Source organism: Sulfurovum sp. TSL6 (genome assembly GCF_019972115.1).
Taxonomy (GTDB): Bacteria; Campylobacterota; Campylobacteria; order Campylobacterales; family Sulfurovaceae; genus Sulfurovum.
Genome location: NZ_BPFJ01000001.1, coordinates 711576 through 732396, shown reverse-complemented (window position 1 = coordinate 732396; position 20821 = coordinate 711576). Strand labels below are relative to the sequence as shown.

Annotated in this window: 22 protein-coding genes; 6 read left to right on the top strand and 16 right to left on the bottom strand. The window is 38.0% G+C overall.

The genetic code is table 11. From position 1 onward, the window contains the following. Position 1 precedes the first annotated feature (1 nt). The 10 genes from crcB to LDM93_RS03575 all read right to left on the bottom strand — a co-directional run bounded on the left by crcB (position 2) and on the right by LDM93_RS03575 (position 8878). Complete coding sequence (crcB, locus tag LDM93_RS03620) at positions 2–391, bottom strand: fluoride efflux transporter CrcB (protein ID WP_223890696.1); 390 nt, start codon at positions 389–391, stop codon at positions 2–4. Then, positions 357–1067, bottom strand: coding sequence for a 1-acyl-sn-glycerol-3-phosphate acyltransferase (locus tag LDM93_RS03615; RefSeq protein ID WP_223890695.1), 711 nt, complete (start codon positions 1065–1067; stop codon positions 357–359). The genes crcB and LDM93_RS03615 overlap by 35 nt, the downstream gene beginning before the upstream one ends. Beyond that, positions 1045–2088 (bottom strand): hypothetical protein, encoded by a 1044-nt coding sequence (locus tag LDM93_RS03610; protein ID WP_223890694.1) that lies wholly within the window; start codon positions 2086–2088, stop codon positions 1045–1047. The genes LDM93_RS03615 and LDM93_RS03610 overlap by 23 nt, the downstream gene beginning before the upstream one ends. After that, a complete protein-coding gene (purQ, locus tag LDM93_RS03605) occupies positions 2088–2759 on the bottom strand; it encodes a phosphoribosylformylglycinamidine synthase subunit PurQ (protein ID WP_223890693.1) in 672 nt (223 codons plus the stop codon). The genes LDM93_RS03610 and purQ overlap by 1 nt, the downstream gene beginning before the upstream one ends. Before the next feature lies 1 nt (position 2760). Beyond that, on the bottom strand, positions 2761–3000 hold the full coding sequence (gene purS, locus LDM93_RS03600) for a phosphoribosylformylglycinamidine synthase subunit PurS (RefSeq protein ID WP_223890692.1): 240 nt from the start codon (positions 2998–3000) through the stop codon (positions 2761–2763). 9 nt (positions 3001–3009) lie between these two features. Next, positions 3010–3723, bottom strand: coding sequence for a phosphoribosylaminoimidazolesuccinocarboxamide synthase (gene purC / locus LDM93_RS03595; protein WP_223890691.1), 714 nt, complete (start codon positions 3721–3723; stop codon positions 3010–3012). After that, positions 3723–5081 (bottom strand): S41 family peptidase, encoded by a 1359-nt coding sequence (locus LDM93_RS03590; protein ID WP_223890690.1) that lies wholly within the window; start codon positions 5079–5081, stop codon positions 3723–3725. Before LDM93_RS03590 ends, purC begins: the two co-directional genes overlap by 1 nt. Positions 5082–5207: 126 nt before the next feature. Then, positions 5208–7151 carry a DUF3488 and transglutaminase-like domain-containing protein gene (locus tag LDM93_RS03585; protein WP_223890688.1) on the bottom strand — a complete coding sequence of 648 codons (1944 nt, stop codon included), beginning with the start codon at positions 7149–7151 and terminating at the stop codon, positions 5208–5210. Continuing rightward, the gene (locus LDM93_RS03580; protein ID WP_223890687.1) at positions 7120–7989 is read right to left on the bottom strand and encodes a DUF58 domain-containing protein; all 870 of its coding nucleotides are present in this window, start codon (positions 7987–7989) and stop codon (positions 7120–7122) included. Before LDM93_RS03580 ends, LDM93_RS03585 begins: the two co-directional genes overlap by 32 nt. Further along, positions 7955–8878, bottom strand: coding sequence for a MoxR family ATPase (locus tag LDM93_RS03575; RefSeq protein ID WP_223890685.1), 924 nt, complete (start codon positions 8876–8878; stop codon positions 7955–7957). The genes LDM93_RS03580 and LDM93_RS03575 overlap by 35 nt, the downstream gene beginning before the upstream one ends. A gap of 285 nt (positions 8879–9163) precedes the next feature. Here LDM93_RS03575 and LDM93_RS03570 point away from each other — a divergent pair, with 285 nt between their 5' ends. Then, the gene (locus tag LDM93_RS03570; RefSeq protein WP_223890684.1) at positions 9164–10549 is read left to right on the top strand and encodes an FAD-binding oxidoreductase; all 1386 of its coding nucleotides are present in this window, start codon (positions 9164–9166) and stop codon (positions 10547–10549) included. Positions 10550–10699: 150 nt separating this feature from the next. After that, positions 10700–13273, top strand: a complete 2574-nt coding sequence (locus LDM93_RS03565; protein ID WP_223890682.1) for an ATP-dependent Clp protease ATP-binding subunit — start codon at positions 10700–10702, stop codon at positions 13271–13273. A gap of 113 nt (positions 13274–13386) precedes the next feature. Here the strand turns inward: LDM93_RS03565 and mltG are convergent, their stop codons facing one another. Beyond that, positions 13387–14364 carry an endolytic transglycosylase MltG gene (mltG, locus tag LDM93_RS03560; RefSeq protein WP_223890680.1) on the bottom strand — a complete coding sequence of 326 codons (978 nt, stop codon included), beginning with the start codon at positions 14362–14364 and terminating at the stop codon, positions 13387–13389. 146 nt (positions 14365–14510) lie between these two features. Between mltG and LDM93_RS03555 the strand changes: the two genes are divergently transcribed. Then, positions 14511–15107, top strand: coding sequence for a class I SAM-dependent methyltransferase (locus LDM93_RS03555; RefSeq protein WP_223890679.1), 597 nt, complete (start codon positions 14511–14513; stop codon positions 15105–15107). Positions 15108–15254: 147 nt separating this feature from the next. After that, on the top strand, positions 15255–15716 hold the full coding sequence (locus LDM93_RS03550; protein ID WP_223890678.1) for a hypothetical protein: 462 nt from the start codon (positions 15255–15257) through the stop codon (positions 15714–15716). An 88-nt stretch (positions 15717–15804) separates the two neighbouring features. Here the strand turns inward: LDM93_RS03550 and LDM93_RS03545 are convergent, their stop codons facing one another. The 5 genes from LDM93_RS03545 to LDM93_RS03525 form a co-directional block, all read right to left on the bottom strand. Continuing rightward, positions 15805–16392, bottom strand: a complete 588-nt coding sequence (locus LDM93_RS03545; protein ID WP_223890677.1) for a GDSL-type esterase/lipase family protein — start codon at positions 16390–16392, stop codon at positions 15805–15807. Positions 16393–16520: 128 nt separating this feature from the next. Continuing rightward, positions 16521–17699, bottom strand: coding sequence for a cation:proton antiporter (locus LDM93_RS03540; protein ID WP_223890676.1), 1179 nt, complete (start codon positions 17697–17699; stop codon positions 16521–16523). A 283-nt stretch (positions 17700–17982) separates the two neighbouring features. Then, complete coding sequence (locus LDM93_RS03535) at positions 17983–18429, bottom strand: YaiI/YqxD family protein (protein WP_223890675.1); 447 nt, start codon at positions 18427–18429, stop codon at positions 17983–17985. Next, complete coding sequence (locus tag LDM93_RS03530) at positions 18426–18620, bottom strand: YwbE family protein (RefSeq protein WP_223890674.1); 195 nt, start codon at positions 18618–18620, stop codon at positions 18426–18428. The genes LDM93_RS03535 and LDM93_RS03530 overlap by 4 nt, the downstream gene beginning before the upstream one ends. Positions 18621–18623: 3 nt before the next feature. After that, positions 18624–19121 (bottom strand): hypothetical protein, encoded by a 498-nt coding sequence (locus tag LDM93_RS03525; RefSeq protein WP_223890673.1) that lies wholly within the window; start codon positions 19119–19121, stop codon positions 18624–18626. Positions 19122–19199: 78 nt separating this feature from the next. Here LDM93_RS03525 and LDM93_RS03520 point away from each other — a divergent pair, with 78 nt between their 5' ends. Then, the gene (locus LDM93_RS03520; protein WP_223890672.1) at positions 19200–19853 is read left to right on the top strand and encodes an RNA methyltransferase; all 654 of its coding nucleotides are present in this window, start codon (positions 19200–19202) and stop codon (positions 19851–19853) included. A gap of 64 nt (positions 19854–19917) precedes the next feature. Further along, positions 19918–20766 carry a hypothetical protein gene (locus LDM93_RS03515; RefSeq protein WP_223890670.1) on the top strand — a complete coding sequence of 283 codons (849 nt, stop codon included), beginning with the start codon at positions 19918–19920 and terminating at the stop codon, positions 20764–20766. Positions 20767–20821 lie beyond the last annotated feature (55 nt).

The window sequence follows — 20821 nt, the reverse complement described above, 5'->3', positions numbered from 1 at the left end:
CCTATTTTGAAATTTGTAGTATGAGAAGGTACCCGATACCTGCAAGGAGTATGGTACCAAAAAGGTTAAGTGCCATATTGGCAAAGGCATGCAGGTAATGACCGGCTTCCAATAAAAAGAAACTCTCTATAGCAAAGGTAGAGTAGGTGGTCAATGCACCGAGTATACCTGTCACTAAAAACGTTTTTACATGAGGAGAGAGTGACGTGTTCAAATGGAAATAAGCAAAAAGCATACCTATGATCAGACTTCCTATGAAGTTCACTGCCAGTGTTCCTAATGGAAGTGCATGTACAAAATGCTTATTGACTGCTCCGTTGATAAGCATTCGTAGTGTTGCTCCTATGGCACCACCGCTAGCGACTGCAATGATTGTTGCTAAACTCGTCATCTATAACCTTTTGCATATTTTCTCTAAGTGTATTGAACCACTCTTTATCTTCACTGTTTACAGTGAAACTAGGTAAAAAAGTATATTTTACCGTTCCGTTGTGAGCTGTTCGTATATGTTCATTTAAAACCCATTTACTTCCCGTAATAACGATGGGTTGTATACGTAGCCCTAGCTTCTCTGCTATGAGCTTTGTTCCCTGTTTGAAAGTAAGCAAAGGCTGCTTATCAGTTCTTGTGCCTTCTGGAAATATAGCTACAGGACGATGGAACACTTCTTTAGACTCTTTTACATCCTTGATGAGCTTAATCAGACCTGCTTTATTTTGGCGATCAAGTGAGATCATCTCTCCATGACGCAAAAGATTACCGAACCATGGCACTTCAAAAAGCTCTTTCTTTGCTACCCAGCGTAAATGATTGTTTTGCAAAGCTTCAAGCCCTATGATGTCTACGATGCCCTGGTGGTTCATGACATACATATCTGCACTTGTATCCATCGTACCTTCTTGAGCCAATTTGCCACCCATCATAAAAAGCGTCCAACGGTTGATATGATGTACAATGGTACTCTTGTACCTACCAAACAGCATTAAAGCAGGTATCATCAAAACAGCGGTATTAAATGAGATGACAAATGCACCCCAGTAAAACCTAATTGTCGCAAAGATCTTCATTCTTGATCCATCCTATGACACCTTCTTTGTATTCCACTTTTTTAAAGCCATCGCGTTCACTCAATAGCATGGTATCAAGTTTCTGATCTATCTTTGTACTGACCGTACTGGTTTGTGTCGGCAAGATATAAAGTGGGGCACCCTGTTTTACACATATTTTTTTATGCGGTATATAAAAAGTCAAGAGGGTGATAAGAGATACAACGCCAAAAACGAGATAGAAGAAATCTCTTCTAAATAAAAACATGATAAAAAAGAAACCGACCAAAGACATAAATGTATACTTTTTTAGTTTTTCGAAGCTGTCTTCTTTGGGATTTAGATCAGACTGTGTCGTCACTGAAGCATCAACCACTTCCACAGGAACTTCTAGAAATTCATACTGTTCTTTGATCGTATTGAAGTAGGTAAATTTAAGCAACTTTTCTTCGACAGGAATCACCACGTAAAATTCAGCTTCTACCTTTGCAAAATCACGTTTGACATTCTCGATACCAGACTCTTGTACTTTGTCCAGTTGCATATCTTCAAGGTTCGCTTCAAAGGCTTCTATGGAGAGGGTGACTATATGACTCTTCTCATCATAGTTTGAGACTTGTGAATTTTTCACCTTCATATCGGCAGCAAGTACCTGGCAGAAGTCCTCTCGTTGTTGAAGCGTCTTTATAAAGATAGTATTAGGTTCAAGTGAATGCTCCCCACTTTCAGAGGATATAAAGAGTCTGGGAATACGTATATCTACATTTGAAGCTTTAAAATAAAAAGTATAGAAGCTGTCAGGACCATTTTGAATGCTAAGTGGTTCTTTAAAAAGAGGCTGAGTTTCACTTGAGCTGTCAAAAGTAAATTGTGGTTTACTTTTAACCTCCACACCTGAAGCGATGACCGTTACTGCGAAGAGTTGGTTTTCATATACCTTTTTAGGCATATAACTGTATTTAAATTCGTTCTGTGCGCTTAGAAGCGTGGTATAAGCTAGTGTTAGTGTTATAAAGAGCCATACAGAACGTAAGTGTTGCATTATGCTTCAAAACCTTGAAGCATACGTATACCGTCTTCACTTCCAAGTATTGCTTCTAAAGCACGCTCAGGGTGAGGCATAAGGCCAAATACATTTTTAGCTTCATTACATACTCCAGCAATGGATGTAACAGAACCATTCACTACAACAGGATCACCGTTCTCATCTGAATAACGAAGAAGTATCTGCCCATTGGCTTCGATCTTTTTAAATCCTTCATCATCAATGTAGTAGTTGCCATCTGCATGCGCGATAGGGATGTTCAATACTTCACCTTTGTCACATTTATTTAAAAATGCATTGTCATTGTTGATGACACAAAGATTTTGGTGTTTAGAGATGAAGTGAAGGTTGTTATTGCGTTTCAATGCACCAGGAAGTAGACCTGCTTCTGTAAGGATCTGGAAACCGTTACAGATACCAAGTACTTTACCACCAGCATTTGCATACGCTGTAACTGCTTTCATGACAGGTGAAAATCTTGCGATAGACCCTGAACGTAAATAATCACCATAGGAGAATCCACCAGGTACAACCACAAGATCTATCGCTTCTGGAAGTTGTTCACTCTCATGCCATACAAGCTCTGTTGTATGTCCTAATTTTTCAAAAGCATACTGTGTATCAAACTCGCAGTTTGTTCCAGGAAATCTTAATACTGCTACTTTCATACTAGTTGATCTCTATTGTATAGTCTTCAATGACAGTATTGGCAAGAAGTGTCTCACACATCTCTTTTACTTCAGTTTCAGCTACTGCTTTATCCTCAGTATCAAGTTTAATGATGATCTGTTTACCGATACGAACATCAGATACTCCGGCAAAACCTAAAGAGTCAAGTGCATGGTGTGCTGCTTTACCTTGTGGATCTAAAACACCCTCTTTTAAAAATACGTTTACTACTGCTGTCATTACTATTCCTTATCTGTTTTTAATTCTGTCTAATACTTGTCTATAGGCTTCAGTGAGTCCGCCCAACCCTTGTCTAAATCTGTCTTTATCGAGTTTTTCATCTGTTTTGGCATCCCAGAGTCTAAAGTTATCTGGACTTAACTCATCGATAAGGATGATATTGCCATCTTTATCTCTACCAAATTCGATCTTGAAGTCTACAACTTTAATGTCAAGACCGGCATAAAATTCTACAAGCAGGGTATTGATCCTTCTTGCCATAAAACGAATATAATCAAGTTCAGACGTGTCATTGACCAAATTCAAAATAAGACAGTGCTGGTCATTCAATTTTGGATCACCCAGTGCATCATTCTTATAGTCAAATTCAACCAGTGTGAAAGGAAGTACGGTTTTGTCTTCAATGCCAAGGTTTTTACTGAGACTCCCTGTAGCAATATTTCTTACGATCACTTCGATCTTAATAACCTCTGCAGCCTTATGAAGCATATTATTCTCATCTATCGTATCTACGTAGTGGGTAGGGATACCCTTTTCATCCAGATATTTGAAGAGTTCTGTTGAAATCTGGTTGTTAAGTGCACCTTTGCCTTCTTCTGATGATTTTTTTTCACCATTAAATGCAGTCAGGCTGTCTTTAAACTCAGAGATAAGAAGGTTTTTATCTTCTGTTTTCCAAATTTTCTTTGCTTTACCTTCATACAAAAGTTCAGTCTTTGGCATTATTTTTTTCCTTTATTTGTGATGATTAAAGCTTTCAAAATGTCTACAGCACTTTTTAATTGTAGATCTTTATATATCTGCTCTTCGGTGATGATCGTATCATCTATTTTTGTTGCATTGTTCTCTGTATCAATCTTGGTTTTCAATGATTTTGTCGTATTAATATCTATCTTGGCGAGCTCATTCTGTAAGTGCTTTTTGAGATCTTTTTCTTTAAGCATGATAGAGTCTTCTATAAAGTCTATTTTTCCGAGCGGTACTGTAATGTCAGGTGTGACACCCAAAGCTTGTATGGTACGACCACTTGGAAGGTAGTAACGTGCAACAGTAAGCTTTAAAGCTTCATCTGCACCTATAGGCATCACAACTTGAACAGAGCCTTTTCCAAAAGTTTTTTCTCCCACAAGAATAGAACGGTTAAAGTCCTGAAGCGCTCCCGATACGATCTCAGAAGCAGATGCGGAACCTCCATTAATGAGGATAACCAGAGGTGTATTTTTATCTGTCCCTTTTTTAGTCGCTCTGTACTCTAGGTTTTCACTTTTCACTTTTCCTTTTTGACTGACGATCACACCCTCATCAACAAAGAGGTCTGCAAGTCCGACAGCTTGATCAAGAAGACCCCCGGGATTATTTCTTAGATCCAAGATCATACCCTTGGTATCCTTGTGTTCTTTCATGGCTTCTTGCACACCTTTAACCACTTTTTGGTCAAAAGAAGTGACATGGACATAAAGTATATTATCTTCTATGGTCTTTGCATAGACAGACTGAATTTTAATAATATCTCTGGTGATCTTCACTTCAAGAGGTTTAGGCTCTCCTTTTCTGATGATCGTTAAAACCAAAGAAGTTTTAGGTTTTCCTCTCATCAGTTTGACGGATTCATCGATATTCATGCCGATAGTCGCTGTGTCATTGATCTTTAAAATGATATCTCCGGCTTTGATACCCGCATGAAATGCAGGTGTGTCCTTAATAGGAGCAATAACAGTCAGTGCACCATCTTTCATACCTATGGAGATACCTAAACCTCCAAATTCACCTTTTGTCTGGACAGAAAGGTCTTTAAATTCTTTGGTGTCCATAAAAGAAGAGTGAGAGTCTAGATTTGCCATAAGTCCTTTGAGTGCTTTGTCTACAAGGTCTGTTGTATTGATATCATCTACATATTGACTCTCAATTACATTAAGAATTTGTGTAAATTTGATGTAGGCTTCCAGCTTTTGTTTGGCTGTTGAAGATGCATTGGTTTTTGTAGCAGTACCTTTAGCCTGAGCGAAAGATCCAAACATGTATGCGACAGTCAAAGTGCTTACAAGCCCCGCAACAATAACTTTTTTGCTTTTCTTAATCATTAAGGTAGTGTCTCCATATGAGAATTGGTTTATAATTTTATTTAAAAACATCTAAGAGGTTGCTTTGAATGCTCTGTATTACTATACATAAGGAAGGTTAACCGTTTTTTAAATAATAACAGATCTTTAAGAAGATAGACTCTTCTTGACCATGCTTTTCAATCGTTTTATTGTAGCGGTTGAACTGTCACCACCGTAAGAGATAGTTTCATAATAGGTATCCACCTCTTTTATGGCACTTTTATCGGGATGATCTTTGAGATACCGTAAGAAGAATTGATGCATGGTTTCATCTTTTTCTCTGTTATACCCTTCTTTCTTTAGTTTTTTTAGAAGTGGTTCCAGTATACAAAGAATTTTATGTGTACAACGAGGACGACGAAAATATAAAGTGATGCTAAAAGTGATCAATACCAGAGCCAGTAACGAGAGTACAAAAAGAAAGATGAATCTAGGATTCTCTTTCGCGTATTGAAGAAGTTGAAGCTGACGGATATTACTGTAGTAGAGTATCCATGTCTCTACTTGATATTTTACATACATGAGATAGAGATTCACTCTTTTAATGATTGCCTTCTCTCCTTCATCGGTACTATTGGTACCTAAGACTTCGGCTGCTTCTTCATCTATGGCTGAGGCGGTACTGGTGGTTTCAAACCTCACCCAATGATCATTGATATAGAGTTCAGCCCAGGCATGTGCATCACGTTCTTTGACAGGAAGATAATTCTTAAGACTGTTTGCTTTGTCGGCTTTATAGCCTGTAACGATCCGCGAAGGTATACCTGCCATACGGGCCATTATGACGAAAGAAGATGCAAAATGTACACAGTACCCCAAACGTTTATCAAATAAAAAACTGTCTGCAGTGTTATTGATATCCAGTGCTTTGGGTTTCAAAGTATAGGTTAAAGACTGATTTTGAAAAAATTTTATAAGTGCTGACGCTCTCTTATCAGGTGTATTAAATCGTTTATTTATCTTCTGTGCTTCCTGATACGTTTTAGGATTACGATTTCTATCAAAATGGCTTGAGGCATAAAGTGTATCTTGATCCAAAATATCATGGAATTTTGGACTCAATGAAGAACTTGCAAGGTAATGTATAGGTGCTTTGATAGGTTTCTCAACGGTACTTATCAGGTCTCTGTCTAAATCTGCATCTTTCACTGCACGTGCAGGCATATCTAACAGATAGATCCAGCGTTTTTGTGTAGGATACAACGTCACTTTATAGTCTACCCTTTCTCCCTGCGTAGGATAATAGGTTTGACTTTCTCTTTTTAGGTATGAAGGAAGCGGTTCCCAATGATCTTTTTTATCCACATAAAGAATACTTCCTCTGAAATAAAGTTTGTCAGACGAGGGGACCTCTTTATCAAAACCCACTTCCATGACAATACGGTCTGAAGGTACAAGCAGTGCCTTTCGATCTAAATACATCGTACCGTCATGTCCCATACGTTGTATATTTTCACCTTTAAATCCATAGTCTGCATGATCAAATGAGATACGCGGAAAGAAGATAAAAAGCACAACCACCCAAGGCAGAGAATACATAAACATTACCATGCTTGCCCGGAAGCTCTCTATCATGTCACCACTCATGCGATGTGCCAGTATGAGCCAGAGTAAGATGAAGATCTCAACAATGACATATGAGAGCATCATAATACCATGAAAGAAAAATAAGGAGAGTGCCAAAAAGAGAATAGGGGAGAGTAGTAGATAAAAGTTGATCTCTCTTGTCAGTCTTTGCATTGAAACAACAATGATCAATACATACACCAATAATTCAAGAAAAAGTTTTAAACGTGAAAGACCTCTGAATGAGAAGAGACCATATAATGACAAATAGAGTGCCAAAATACCCATTAAAAAGACAAAAACAATGAGAAATTTATCTGCAGGTGTTTTCTTGAAGAATAGCAATACCAAAACTATGAAAGAGAAGATCAACATAGGGACTTTCAGTATAAGCATCAATGGTAATAGAACGATGATGTAAGCAGAATCTAAAAGTGCTAAGGGAGAGAGCTTAATATCTTGCAAGTGTTTCAAGGATAACATCTGTACTCTCCTTTGCTGAATTTAAGACTCTGTTTGGCATTTGTATCATGAAAGGCAGGTTTTGTTTTTCGCATTCCAGTACCCACAAACACAGCTGTGATAAGCGTGACTCATCATCAGTGGCAGCTGTGTAAAAATTAAAAATCAGTTTTGGTGTCTGCGTCTCTTTGCTGAAGACCTTTACTGACATGTCTCCTTTGGCAACGGATGCCCAGTGGATATGGGAAAGTTTTTGTGAGCCATCATAGGCACGCAAACCATCAAACTCTTTCTCTTCCCCATAATCATTCTCTTCCTGCTGTAAAAAGGAATGCAAAGGGATGCCTTTAGGTTCAGGGTAGACTATTCCACTAAATGCCTCGTTTATCTTCATGACCAAACGTACTGTAGAGAGAGGATACTTACTTTCCAGATAGCAGCCTTTATGGGTGAAAGATCCACGTTTATTTGGTAGTACAGGCAGGTGCAAAACACTTGATGTGTCACCTTTAAGTTGCTTCAATGGTATAGAAGTGTTTTCATGACGGAGCATGATAGACCATGATGTTGTCGTTGAATTATTGTATATCTGCATAGAGAGATGACCCTCCTGATGAGCAAATAGACGTCCAGAAGGTACATAAGAGGCTTCAAGATGTCCAAGGTTTAAAATCCCTATAGGCCCTGCAGAAAACGCAAGCGAAAACATAAAAAACAACGTAATGTATACGAGGTTGAAATCGTGCATATATGCTTCTAAAAAAAGCCCAAAAAGCAAGACGACTACAACGACACTGTATCGTGTAGCATGCTGGTCTATGCGTCTATATATCTGAGCGAATGTGCGTAAAGATTTCATCATGTATACGTTTGGCTGTGGTGGGACCTTCTCTAAATTTCAGGCGGTGTGAGCAGACAACCGAAGTGACTGCTTGCAGATCATCGGCAGTTGCGTAAGTGCGGCCTTGTAGCATGGCCCAAGATTTAGTCATAGCGGTCAAAGACAATGCTCCACGCGTAGAAAGTCCATATTCAAACAACCCACTTTCTCTTGTATAGGCGATGATCTCCTGAAGAAAATCCAGCAGTGTATCGCTGAGGGTGACCATAGAAGCCTGTTTCATATAGCTTTCTATCTGTTGGGGAGTCAGCAGGGCATCAGAGTTGCTTGCACTGTGTCCTCTTTCACCTTTAAGTATCTCTCTTTCTGATTCTCTGTCCGGATAGCCAATGCCAAATGAACACATGAAACGATCCAGTTGGGAGGTCGGTAAAGGAAAAGTACCTACCTCTTCATGTGGATTTTCTGTCCCTATGACAAAAAATGGCTCAGGAAGAGTATATCGTGTGCCATCTATAGTGATGATACCTTCTTCCATAGCTTGAAGCAGAGCAGACTGTGTTTTAGGCATGGAACGGTTTATCTCATCAGCCAAAAGAAAAGAGGTAAAGATAGGCCCTTTTTTAAAGATGAAAGAACCTTCTTTCTGGTTATAGTAGTTGACACCAAGTATATCTGAGGGAAGCATGTCAGAAGTAAACTGTATGCGACCAAAATCAAGACCTAAAACTTGAGAAAGATGTTTAGCTAAAGTGGTTTTTCCCACACCTGGGATATCTTCCAAAAGCAAATGTCCGCCTGCAAAAAAAGTGGCCAAAGACAATGCTATAGTCTCTCTTTTACCCATTAAATGGGTTTCTATCGCATCAATAAGAGGGGTAAATTCCGGAGCAATTATGTAATTCATTTGTATATCATAACGTAAATTACTTTGAAATTTTTTTCCTAGGACTAAACTTGACTATTTTCTTAGATTTACTTAGTTTTTATCATCGCAATATCGTATTACACATCAAGTGCACTAAAAAAAAGTATAGTCAAGATAGATGAGAATGTTGAATAATTTGAGTTGAGATCTCGTGCTTTTAAGAGATATAGCTATATTCATCGGTTGTAAACAAATCGGTATGTTGAATGAGTTGAACAGTAGGTCATTACCTGATTTTATTTAATTAGTAGGAAAAGGAATCGTATGAAAACGCTTACAAAAGACGAAATTGAAAACTTCTCTGCCATCTTTCATGGCCGTATCGTTACAAGTGAAGACAGTGACTATGATGAAATACGCAGCATATGGAATGCGATGATCGATCGTCGTCCAGCGATCATAGCACGATGCAGCGGAACTGCTGATGTTGTCAGTTGTATAAAATTTGCCAGGGATACAGGTATAGATTTTTCTATTAGGGGCGGAGGACACAACATTGCAGGCAGCTCTATACGCGATAACGGTTTAATGATAGACCTATCAATGATGAAGTCTGTATTTGTAGACAGTAAGAAACGTATTGCTTATGTAGAGCCAGGTGCAACATTGGGGGATATGGATCATGAAACACAACTTTACGGTTTAGCTACCAGTCTTGGTATCAACTCGACCACGGGTATTGCCGGATTAACACTGGGTGGGGGTTTTGGCTGGTTATCACGGAAGTACGGTATGACCGTTGATAATCTAATAGCCGCTCAGGTAGTCACTGCGAACGGTGAATCTATACGAGTAAGCGACGATGAACATGCTGATCTTTTTTGGGCGATTCGTGGGGGTGGCGGTAACTTCGGCATTGTTACCAGATTTGAATTTCAATTACACCCTGTAGGTCCGGAAACTTTTAGTGGCATGATCGTATTTCCATTTGAGTCTGCAAAAAGTATATTACAACACTATCGTGAGTATACGGCAAAACTGCGTGATGAATTAAGCATTTGGTCTGTCATACGAAAAGCACCGCCTCTGCCTTTTTTACCAGAAGAGGTTCACGGTAAAGAAGTCGTGGTGATGGCATTTCTCTACACAGGGGATGAAAAAGAAGGAGAAGCGTTGATAGCACCGTTAAGAGAATTTGCCAAAGCCCATGGTGAGTTTACCGGTATGATGCCATACAAAGCGTGGCAACAGATATTTGATCCTCTGCTTACCCCAGGGTCAAGAAACTACTGGAAATCACATAACTTTGAAATTTTAAATGATGAAACCATTGATGTGATCACAGACTATGCATCGAAGATCCCCTCAATGGCAAGTGAAATATTTATCGCACAGATGGGTGGCTACACAAGTAGACAACCTTTGAATAAAACAGCTTATGTACATAGAAAAGCCAACTATATCATGAACGTCCACGCACGCTGGGATGAGAGTCATGAGGATGCATTATGTATAGATTGGGCACGAGCATTTTTTAATAGTGCAACACCGTATGCGATGGGTGGTGCCTATGTTAACTTTATGACAGAAGAAGAACAGGAGCGTGTGCCTGCTGCTTATGGTGAAAATTATGCCAGATTGTCTGAAATAAAAGAAAAATATGATCCGGATAATATCTTTAATTTAAATCAGAATATCAAGCCAAGCTAAGCATGTTATGTTGGGCTAAGAGGAGGTGGGTTTGTGACAGAAATCTTCCTTGTATAAGGATGAATAACAAATATCACTAAATAAACTTGACAAGAAGTGACTAAAGGTTGTATAATTATTTAAATTTAAATCATTTTAAGGAGTTATTCTATGAATATACTGGAAAAATTAACCAATCAAATGCAAGGTACCATCGAATCAGGACTATCTTTAGCATTACATAATAAAAATCAAGAAGTACAGCCTATACACTTGTTATGGGCACTATTAACCAATTCGGGATCTATCTTACACCAGGCACTTAATAAAATGAACGTTGATAAGGCTGCCATTGAATTAGAAACAAAAAGTATTGCCAATAAATTACCAACTGTTTCTTCTGTGACCAAAGAAAATATTAAACTTTCACAAAATCTGGTACGTACATTACAAAATGCAGAAGGGGTGATGACGGCAAACGGTGACCAATATCTTGCTGTGGATGCATGGCTTAAGGCAAATGTAGGAGAAAGTTTTATCCGTGATAGCATGTCAAAATATCTAGATATCTCTGAATTTGAAAAGACTTTAGAGAGTATTCGAGGGGGTAAACAGATAGACTCTCAAAGTGGTGATGAGACACTCGAAGCGCTTGCACAATATGGTATTGACTTGAATCAAAAGGCACTTGATGGAGAATTGGATCCTGTCATCGGTAGAGATGAGGAAGTACAGCGCATGATGCAGATACTCATTCGTAAAACAAAAAATAACCCAATCCTGATAGGTGAACCGGGTACAGGTAAAACGGCTATCGTGGAAGGACTTGCACAACGTATCGTAAATAAAGAGGTACCGCTTAGTCTGCAAAACATGCGTGTGATCTCACTCGATATGAGCAGGTTAATCGCCGGTGCCAAATATAGAGGTGAGTTTGAAGACAGACTCAAAGCCATAGTGGATGAAGTCAAAGAAGCAGCCAATGTTATCTTGTTCATCGATGAGATCCATACGATCGTTGGTGCAGGTGCAAGCGAAGGAAGCATGGATGCTGCGAATATACTTAAACCGGCTCTGGCACGTGGTGAACTGCATACCATAGGTGCAACCACACTCAAAGAGTACAGAAAGTATTTTGAAAAAGATGCGGCACTGCAAAGACGTTTCCAGCCGGTAAAAGTGGATGAACCTAGTATCAATGAAGCATTACAGATCCTTAGAGGTATCAAAGACAAGCTGGAAGCACACCATAATGTCAATATTACGGATTCTGCTCTGGTTGCCTCAGCAAAACTCAGTGATCGTTACATTACTGACAGATTTTTACCGGATAAAGCCATTGACCTTATCGATGAAGCAGCAGCGGAACTGAAGATGCAGATAGAGTCTGAACCTACAGACCTTGCGAAGTCCAAACGTGATATATCAACACTACAGGTTGAAAAAGAGGCACTCAAAATGGAAGAGAGTGATAAAAATACCTCTCGTCTTGAAGAGATAGAAAAAGAGTTGGCTGACCTGGAAGAGAGACGTGTGTCACTGCAGAATCAATTTGACAATGAAAAGAATGTCTTTAATGAGATCGCTGCAGTGAAAACCAATATCGATTCACTCAAAACGCAGGCGGAGCATGTCAAAAGAGAAGGAGACTTCAACAAAGCAGCAGAGATAGAGTATGGACAGATCCCTGCAGAAAATGAGAAACTCAAGAATCTTGAAGATAAATGGTCACAGATGATGTCTGAAGGAACATTGCTTAAAAACTCAGTGGATGAAGAGATGATCGCCAGCATTGTCAGCCGTTGGACAGGTATCTCTGTCAACAAGATGCTGCAAGGTGAAAAAGAGAAGATACTTGCGATCGAAAGTATTCTAAAAGAAGAGGTTGTAGGGCAGGAAGAAGCACTTAAAGCTGTAGCACGCGCCATTAAACGTAATAAAGCAGGATTGAGTGATATCAACCGTCCTATCGGTAGCTTTATGTTCCTTGGGCCAACGGGTGTAGGTAAAACACAGGTAGCTAAAACGCTAGCGAAGTTTTTGTTTGACTCAGAGAAGTCACTGATACGTATCGATATGAGTGAGTATATGGAAAAACATGCAGCCAGCAGATTGGTTGGTGCACCTCCGGGGTATGTAGGCTATGAAGAGGGTGGACAGCTGACTGAAGCGGTACGCCGTAAACCTTATTCAGTGGTCCTGTTCGATGAGATAGAAAAAGCACACCCAGATGTGTTCAACACATTGTTGCAAGTACTGGATGACGGGCGTTTAACTGATAATAAAGGGGTCACGATAGACTTTAAAAACACGATCATCATCATGACATCAAACATTGCATCAGACAAGATCATGACGATCACGGATAAAGAAGAGCGTAGAGCAGCGGTGAACGACGAGCTCAAGCGAAACTTCAAACCGGAGTTTCTGAACCGTTTGGATGAGCAGGTGATCTTTAATCCGCTGGATCTTGATGCCATTACGAGCATTGTGGATATCTTATTTAAAGGTATCCAGTCAAAACTTGCAGAGCGTGATATTACGATTACGTTGAGTGATAGTGCCAAAGCATATATCGCAGAAGCCGGATTTGACCCTGTATATGGTGCGCGTCCGCTTAAAAGAGCACTCTATGAAGTGGTAGAGGACAGACTTGCAGAACTCATACTTGAAGATAAAGTAGTTGAAGGCTCCAGCGTTGAGTTTGATGTACAAAATAGTGAGATTGTAGTTCATATCTCTTAAGTAATTCCAATAAAAATAGTTTTTGGGTTATACCTTATCTTGGGTGTAACCCCTCTAATGACCGACAGCCGAAAATGATCTATTCAGAGGCTAGCTTTATAGTTTTTTTCTTTTTACCTCTTTTTTTGAAACTTTCTAAAAGCTCTAATATTTTCTAAGTGTTGGTCGTAAGTTGTTGTAAAGTTATGGGTACCATTTTCATTCAGCATAAAGAAAATATAGTTACTTTTTGTTGGTTCCATGGTAGCTTTTAGTGCATCTAAAGTCACTGTACTTAGGGGATGTGGCGGTAAGCCTTTATGTTTGTAGGTATTATATTCACTTTCATCACTTTGGATCCGTTCTGGAGTAACGATAGTATGTGCGTAGGGTCCGTAATTAAGCGTACCGTCCATTTGTAGTCTCATATTCTTTTCAAGACGGTTATAGATCACTGAAGAGATCAGTGGCATCTCCTCTATAGAGTTGCTCTCTTTCTGTATGATAGACGCGATGATATGGATAATTTTCAGTTCCATCAGTTCTGGTGTTGTAGTATAATACTCTTTTATAAACGTGTTCAGCTTGCGTCTGGATTCTAAGAAAATATATTGTATGGTTGTATTTTCATCTGCTGTACGTGCAAGAGTGTATCGCTGAGCCAATATATCTGCTTCTTTAAAATGTGCAAGAGTATTGTATGTGTTTAAAAGTTTTGCCTGATCCAGTTTCATATCATTAGCAAGACGTGCAATAAGTTCCTCTTTCGTTTCGCCTGCATAGATCACCACATCCATAAGTTCATCTGTTTTCTGTTTATAGAGATGCTGAAAAAATAAAATGCGTCCATGTTCAGTAGGTTCAACACTATACCACCCCTCATCAGGTGTTTTTCTGAGTCTTAACATCTGTTTGTCCACCCAGGTGACTTCATAGCCATGTGTTTTGAGTGTTTTAATCACGTCATCTATGTTTGAAGAGGGTATATAGAATGTTTTAGTCCCTTCATTGATCGGAATAAAATTATAGGTAAGAGGAATCAGTAATAGCAGCATGTAGAGTTTAAAGTAAAGAACAAAATTTCTGTATAAATCTGAAAGTATCTTTTTCATAAATGCCTATTACTTTATCGTTGATTTTATTTGAGCATTATATCAAAGTTGTATAATTTGGTATGCATATATGTCAAATTGTCATATAAAAGACGTTGTGTACTCTATTGAAATAGCTAGGAAATATCTGAGAAGGAGTGATACACATGATACCATTTAATCATTTGGGTTGGATATTTAAATATATAGGACCATATATATATCCACATAAAATACGTGAGTCACTTTGCAGCTTTTTAATACCGCTTTCGAACCATGCATCGGTACTAGACCTTGGTGCAGGAACAGGCATCATGAGTGAATTTGCTTATGCCTGCAGAGATGACCTTCAATTTACAGCGCTTGACCCTTCAGAAGGTATGCTGAAATTTTCTGCAGAGTATATACAAACACACAAAGGTCATGCAGAAACAATTCCTTTTGAAGAGGATAGCTTTGAAGCGATACTGATTGGTGAAGCGCTTCACCATTTTACTGATATTGAAAAGTCTATTGATGAGATCGTACGGGTACTTAAAAAAGAGGGAAAACTCTTTATTTATGATTTCGATTCGAGTACTTTTATGGGTAAACTGATCTGTAGGGTAGAAAAAATATTGGGTGAACCCGGAAACTTTTTCTCACCTGGCGTATTAGAACAAATACTTAAAAGTCATGGTTTTTCAGTAGATATATGTCAGTATGGTTGGCGCTATACTATTGCTGCACAATTGTCAGTGCCAATAAAAAACTCTAAAATCTAATGAGATGAGCTACTAAATTTTAGGAAGCAAAAAATAAAATAGAAAACCTCATAAAGTTATATATTTTATAAGGTTTTGACTACAAGACATTTCTGATATACTCTTTATGAAAAATAACATGATATTAAAGCGTGTAGGATATAGAACATGAAATCAAAAGAACTTAGAGTAGGATTGTTTGTATATAAAATAATAGTATGGGTTGGTATTGTATTCTTTCTCTTTTGTGCTGTAATGGCATGGAGAGCGGGACAAGGTTATGTATCACCACTTTTCCTTTTATTTGCTTGTATAGGAGTTTTTCTACTTTTTATGGCTTCGAGTATAAAATCAACATCTGAATATATTTCTGTGTTATCTCCGTTTGCTGAGTATAGAATTTATTGGGATGAAGTTGAGTGGATTGAAGAAGGTAACCAAGGAACTCTAGTGATTCATGGCAAGGGAGAAAAACGATTAGTGCTTCCTTCTCCTACATACTGGTCAGGTCCGCAGAAGTCTGAGATGTTTGAGTTTATGGATTCTCAATTAGAAAACTTAGAAATTGAAATACTTGAAACTATTTCTGCCGACTATAAAGTGCATAAAAATGTAAAGGTATATACATAATGTTAACACGAGAGAAAAACCTCATAAAGTTATATATTTTATAAGGTTTTAACAAGTAGATATTTTGAACCCTTCTTTGCCTTATTTATTAAAGCACCCAACCACTCCAATTTTTTATAAAGTTTGCCAATATGTCATAACCTTTATCTCTTGGATGAGCACCATCATTTAATGCAACTTCATCTCTCCATATTTGTTCATGAACCAGTCTATTAAATATTGATAGATATGGAATATTTAATTCATTGCATAACGCTTGATATTTATGATCTAACTCTTTAATACGTTCATTTTGTTCATCATCATTAATTGGAGGCATACCAATCATTATCACATCATATTTTTTTGAAGCATTCAATAATATAGTTTTAGCATTTTCAATACTACTTTCCAAAGATACTCTTCTTTGACCGTTTTCAATCACTGTGTCATTGACACCAAATGAGAAAACAACTTTATTTTCTGATACTTGAGTCAACCTTGAGTTGCATTCTGCTTCCCATCTTTTTAATATATCTTCTGATGTCTCTCTTCTAATGCCAAGATTATAATGTGTAATATCCAGATTGTTGTTTTGAGGACTTGCACTCAGTCTTCCTGCCCAGCCAAGCTTAATTGGATCTCCTGTACCATTTACAAAAGAATCTCCAACATAGCATATACGTACATCTCTCATTTTTAACCTTAATATCTGATATTTTACTATTAAGAGTATATCAAAAATATTTGACTAATATTTTTTATAATAACCTCATAAAATTATATATTTTATAAGGTTTTTGACTGGAAATCAATAACTATACTTTAAGTGCTTTTTTTCATTACGTCTGATTTTCGTAAAGCGAAACGGGTCATCATAGGTCCAAATATTTCGAAGATGACGGTGGTTCCTAACACAATTGGTAATATAAGGTGATTATACTCGGCATAATGCTGTGAGGCTATCAATGCCATTCCAATGGCTACACCTGCTTGAGGAATCAGTGCAAGTCCCATCCACTTTTCAATATTAATATCCGAGCCACTTATTTTTGCACCCAAACGTGCGCCCAGATAAAATCCAACCAGACGGGAGATAATGTATGCAAGTCCTACAAAGCCTACACCGACAAGTGCATCAAGTTCTAGTGTAGCACCTGCAAGAATAAAGAAAATAATCATAAAAATCCATTGAATGTTTTCAATAGCATGGAAGGGGTTTTTATGGTGTTTTGCAAATGTAGTAACTGCACTACCCATCGCCATAGCTCCTAAGATAGGAGAAAACCCTAACCATTGAGAGAGACCACTAATGAAAAAAACACTACCCAAAGCTTCAACCATACTTGGTTCACCTGGTTTAATCCTACCTGTTATTTTGGCAATTGGATATCCAATTATATATCCAAGCATGAGACTACCAAATATCTCAATCATACCACTAGAAATGATTATATACAATCCTAGCTGCTCACTTGCACTTAGAACTGCAAGTACTATACTGAACAAAAATAGTGCTAATATATCGTCAAAAGCGACTACAGCGAGTAATGTTGTTACAAATTTATTTCTAATTTTCATCTCATGAACAACTTCATAAATTGCCGTAGGAGCAGTTGCTGAAGCAATACTTGCCAAAATCACTGCTGCAGGTAACGGTAAGCTAAGCAGAACCAGGACTACAGATATAAACACAAAGGACATTAATACTTTTCCCAAAGCGATTGAAAAGACGACTATACCAGATTTTTTTAATTTAGACCATGTGAACTGCTGACCAATTAGGAATCCAATCATTCCTAAGGCTATGATCGTGATAGTATGAAACCATTCGTCAATAAAAACTTGTGGTAGAAAGTTAAGACCACTTGGTCCTATAAAAATACCAAGGATTATAAGCAGGGTCACCCGTGGTACTGATATTTTATTTGCTAGCATATCAGCCGCTAAACCGAGGAAAAATACAATACCAATGGATAAGATGAGTTCAGGGTGTGTATTCATGATATTTAATTATAGCATTTCTATATAAACTCATGTCAATAGGATTAAAATCTGTGATTAAAACCTTATAACCTAACATATTTTATAAGGTTATTCGCTATAGCGACGTTTGCAAGGTATAATTTTGTCTCCTTCAATAGAAAACCTTATAAAATATTCTATATAGGATGTTTTATAATGAAAACTATAAAGAAGGCAATTGAAATTTTTAGCGTATTTTATTGGGTTTAAGTAGGTTTAATTTGTAATGACAACAATTGAAGTCTTCATAAAGTATAGAAGACTATGTATGTTTGGCTAAAAAGGCATTGAGTTGATTTGCAAATGCATGTGCGTCTTTTGGACCAAATGCTTTTGGTCCGCTTGTCATCTCACCGCTTTCTCTAATGCTTTCCATAAGGTTTCTCATGGCTAGGTATTGTTTAATGTTATCTACGCTGTAGAGTTCGCCTCTGTGGTCTATGGCATGAGCATCTTTACTTATGATCCTGTCTGCAAGCGGTATATCTGCAGTGATGACAAGATCACCCGCACCACATAATTCTACGATATGATGGTCTGCCTCATCAGCACCTTGATCTACGATAATGTATTCGATGTGTTTTGATGTGCCAATATGTATCTTTTTGTTGGCTATGACTTTTGTAGATAGAGACAGACGTTCTATACTTCGCAAGACTATGGGTTTAAGAAGATTTGGAAAAGCATCCCCATCGATGAAGAGTGTCATAGGATCTCTTTTACCCTACCTACTTCACCGGTATTTAAACGTACTTTGATGCCATGGGGATGGGTAGGAGAATTGGTGAGGATCTTCTGTACTTTACCATAGGTAAGTCTTCCTGTTCCTTGATCTTCTTTCAATACTACTCCAACATCCAAACCATATTTGATATTTTCTCTTTTTTGCCCGCCTGTCATCTTTTAAACCTTTGGTTCATAATTCAGTGCTTTTTTAACCGTATCTACCGAACAAAAGAATACTGCGTCAAAGATTGGATTTAATTTCACTTTATTCTCACTTATGAGATCAAAAGGCTGAAAGAAAAACCCTGGTCCGTCTTCTTTAATCACTGGTTTGACATGAAAAACGATAGGTTTTAGGGTACGTACAACATTGAGTATCTTTTTATAGTTCTTTGCATGAGGATCTGGTAGAAAATTGTCTTGAGCACTCTCATTTACGCGTGCTTTAAGTAAGAGTTGGAGTTTGTCATTGAAAATGACTTTGTTCCATTTGATCGTACCTAACTCTATATCAAATTGACTATTGCCTGCCGTAAGCGGATGAGGCTTTGTTTCACGTATAGCTTCTAAGAGATGAAGAAAAAAGTTTTTTCCACCAAAGTTGTTTGCACACTCTAAAAGTTTTTCATGATAAAGCTTTTTTTCTTCATCTGTTAAAGTATTGAAGTCGCACATAGTACTTCCTTATATTTTTTGCAATTATACCCGAATTTACTCTAGAGGTATTTTAGTTTGTATGGTTATAATCTCTTTATGTTAAATGAAAAACGTATAGCTCGTATTGATGATTTATTGAGTAAAAAACAACCTGACCTGCAAGTGATGTTGGACAATGTCCATAGTTCACAAAACCTTTCTGCCATTATACGTTCTGCTGATGCAGTGGGAGTACTTGACATTTATTACAGTACAAAAGAAAATGAAAGTCTTCGTATACATAAAACGATTACACAGGGTGCACATAGATGGACGCACCGTTACCGTATGCATGATGATCACAAGGTGGCATTTCTCAAGGAGAAAAAGGACCAGGGTTTTCAAGTGGTAGTCACACATCTTGAGGAACGGTCGGTTTCTTTTAGACACATAGACTATACGAAACCGACACTGCTTGTGATGGGAAATGAAAAAGAGGGTGTCTCTGCTGAAATAGTGAAGCTGGCAGACGAAGTCATCATCATCCCTATGCAGGGCATGGTACAAAGTCTTAATGTCTCTGTAGCCACAGGACTGATACTTTATGAAGCGCAAAGACAACGTGAAGATGCCGGCAGATACGATACTTCAGTCTTAACCCATGAGAAGAAAGAGAAGATAAAAGCAGAATGGATCTATAGAGATACCATTGCCCGAAAGAGTAAAGGTCAGATTCCTTCAGAGTTTAAAGAAGAGATCTTAGGTTATTGATCTACACAATAGTTACACTTTTATATTTTATGATACAAAAGATACAATAAATAAAAGGATTAATATGTTAAATAAAACAAAATATTTGGGACTCATCACGGCAGCCTCTTCGACATTGTTCTTCTCCGGATGTACAACCTATAACTCAGGGTACTATGAAGCCAGATATTACGACCCTGTTCCATACTCCAGTGTCAGAGTGTCTCTTTCCAGCTACAGTTATCCATATTATTATGGCGTACCATACTATTATTACAGTGGGATCTACTATTATGGCGGATATTATAAAAATGGGTATTATTATTATGGAAATAGAAAATTCCGTCGTGGACATTATTATCACAATCGCTATCGATACTACAATGGACGCCGTTATCGTGCGGTAGAAGGTAAATATGGATATTATAGAAGCAAAGCTGCGTATCAAAGGTCAAGTCACTACAGAAACCGTGATCGTAACCGAAACACTAATAGAGATTATACCAATAGACGAATAAATGATAGAAATACTATCCGAACCCAGACCAGAGTGAACCAGAATGGAGAACGTGTTAGAACCAAGACCAGAGTCAATCAGAATGGTGAACGAGTTCGAGTAAAAACCAGAGTTAATCAGGATGGAGAGCGTGTCATAACAAAAACCAGGGTAAAGCAGGATGGTGAACGTATCAGAACAAAGACCAGAGTAAAACCAAATGGGGAACGTGTTCGAGTAAAGACCAGAGTCAACCAAAATGGTGAACGTGTGAGAACAAAAACCAGAATAAAAGAGGATGGAGAACGCGTTAGAACCAAGACTAGAGTCAATCAGAATGGAGAGCGTGTCAGAACAAAAACCAGGGTAAATCAGGACGGTGAACGTATCAGAACAAAGACCAGAGTCAAAACAAATGATAGTGATAATGAGTCATAAAAAAACGAAAATGGATATAGATATAGAAGAGAGTATGCTAGAGAGTTCCACCTCT

What these genes read in the sequence shown, in the direction of transcription:
- purS (WP_223890692.1), bottom strand. Translation starts at nt 3,000, where the DNA reads ATGACAGCAGTAGTAAACGTATTTTTAAAAGAGGGTGTTTTAGATCCA.
- LDM93_RS03545 (WP_223890677.1), bottom strand. Translation starts at nt 16,392, where the DNA reads ATGAGAGATGTACGTATATGCTATGTTGGAGATTCTTTTGTAAATGGT.
- LDM93_RS03550 (WP_223890678.1), top strand. Translation starts at nt 15,255, where the DNA reads ATGAAATCAAAAGAACTTAGAGTAGGATTGTTTGTATATAAAATAATA.
- LDM93_RS03610 (WP_223890694.1), bottom strand. Translation starts at nt 2,088, where the DNA reads ATGCAACACTTACGTTCTGTATGGCTCTTTATAACACTAACACTAGCT.
- LDM93_RS03580 (WP_223890687.1), bottom strand. Translation starts at nt 7,989, where the DNA reads ATGAAATCTTTACGCACATTCGCTCAGATATATAGACGCATAGACCAG.
- LDM93_RS03615 (WP_223890695.1), bottom strand. Translation starts at nt 1,067, where the DNA reads ATGAAGATCTTTGCGACAATTAGGTTTTACTGGGGTGCATTTGTCATC.
- LDM93_RS03575 (WP_223890685.1), bottom strand. Translation starts at nt 8,878, where the DNA reads ATGAATTACATAATTGCTCCGGAATTTACCCCTCTTATTGATGCGATA.
- crcB (WP_223890696.1), bottom strand. Translation starts at nt 391, where the DNA reads ATGACGAGTTTAGCAACAATCATTGCAGTCGCTAGCGGTGGTGCCATA.
- LDM93_RS03590 (WP_223890690.1), bottom strand. Translation starts at nt 5,081, where the DNA reads ATGATTAAGAAAAGCAAAAAAGTTATTGTTGCGGGGCTTGTAAGCACT.
- LDM93_RS03570 (WP_223890684.1), top strand. Translation starts at nt 9,164, where the DNA reads ATGAAAACGCTTACAAAAGACGAAATTGAAAACTTCTCTGCCATCTTT.
- purQ (WP_223890693.1), bottom strand. Translation starts at nt 2,759, where the DNA reads ATGAAAGTAGCAGTATTAAGATTTCCTGGAACAAACTGCGAGTTTGAT.
- LDM93_RS03565 (WP_223890682.1), top strand. Translation starts at nt 10,700, where the DNA reads ATGAATATACTGGAAAAATTAACCAATCAAATGCAAGGTACCATCGAA.
- LDM93_RS03525 (WP_223890673.1), bottom strand. Translation starts at nt 19,121, where the DNA reads ATGTGCGACTTCAATACTTTAACAGATGAAGAAAAAAAGCTTTATCAT.
- LDM93_RS03520 (WP_223890672.1), top strand. Translation starts at nt 19,200, where the DNA reads ATGTTAAATGAAAAACGTATAGCTCGTATTGATGATTTATTGAGTAAA.
- LDM93_RS03585 (WP_223890688.1), bottom strand. Translation starts at nt 7,151, where the DNA reads ATGTTATCCTTGAAACACTTGCAAGATATTAAGCTCTCTCCCTTAGCA.
- LDM93_RS03515 (WP_223890670.1), top strand. Translation starts at nt 19,918, where the DNA reads ATGTTAAATAAAACAAAATATTTGGGACTCATCACGGCAGCCTCTTCG.
- LDM93_RS03530 (WP_223890674.1), bottom strand. Translation starts at nt 18,620, where the DNA reads ATGACAGGCGGGCAAAAAAGAGAAAATATCAAATATGGTTTGGATGTT.
- LDM93_RS03540 (WP_223890676.1), bottom strand. Translation starts at nt 17,699, where the DNA reads ATGAATACACACCCTGAACTCATCTTATCCATTGGTATTGTATTTTTC.
- mltG (WP_223890680.1), bottom strand. Translation starts at nt 14,364, where the DNA reads ATGAAAAAGATACTTTCAGATTTATACAGAAATTTTGTTCTTTACTTT.
- purC (WP_223890691.1), bottom strand. Translation starts at nt 3,723, where the DNA reads ATGCCAAAGACTGAACTTTTGTATGAAGGTAAAGCAAAGAAAATTTGG.
- LDM93_RS03535 (WP_223890675.1), bottom strand. Translation starts at nt 18,429, where the DNA reads ATGACACTCTTCATCGATGGGGATGCTTTTCCAAATCTTCTTAAACCC.
- LDM93_RS03555 (WP_223890679.1), top strand. Translation starts at nt 14,511, where the DNA reads ATGATACCATTTAATCATTTGGGTTGGATATTTAAATATATAGGACCA.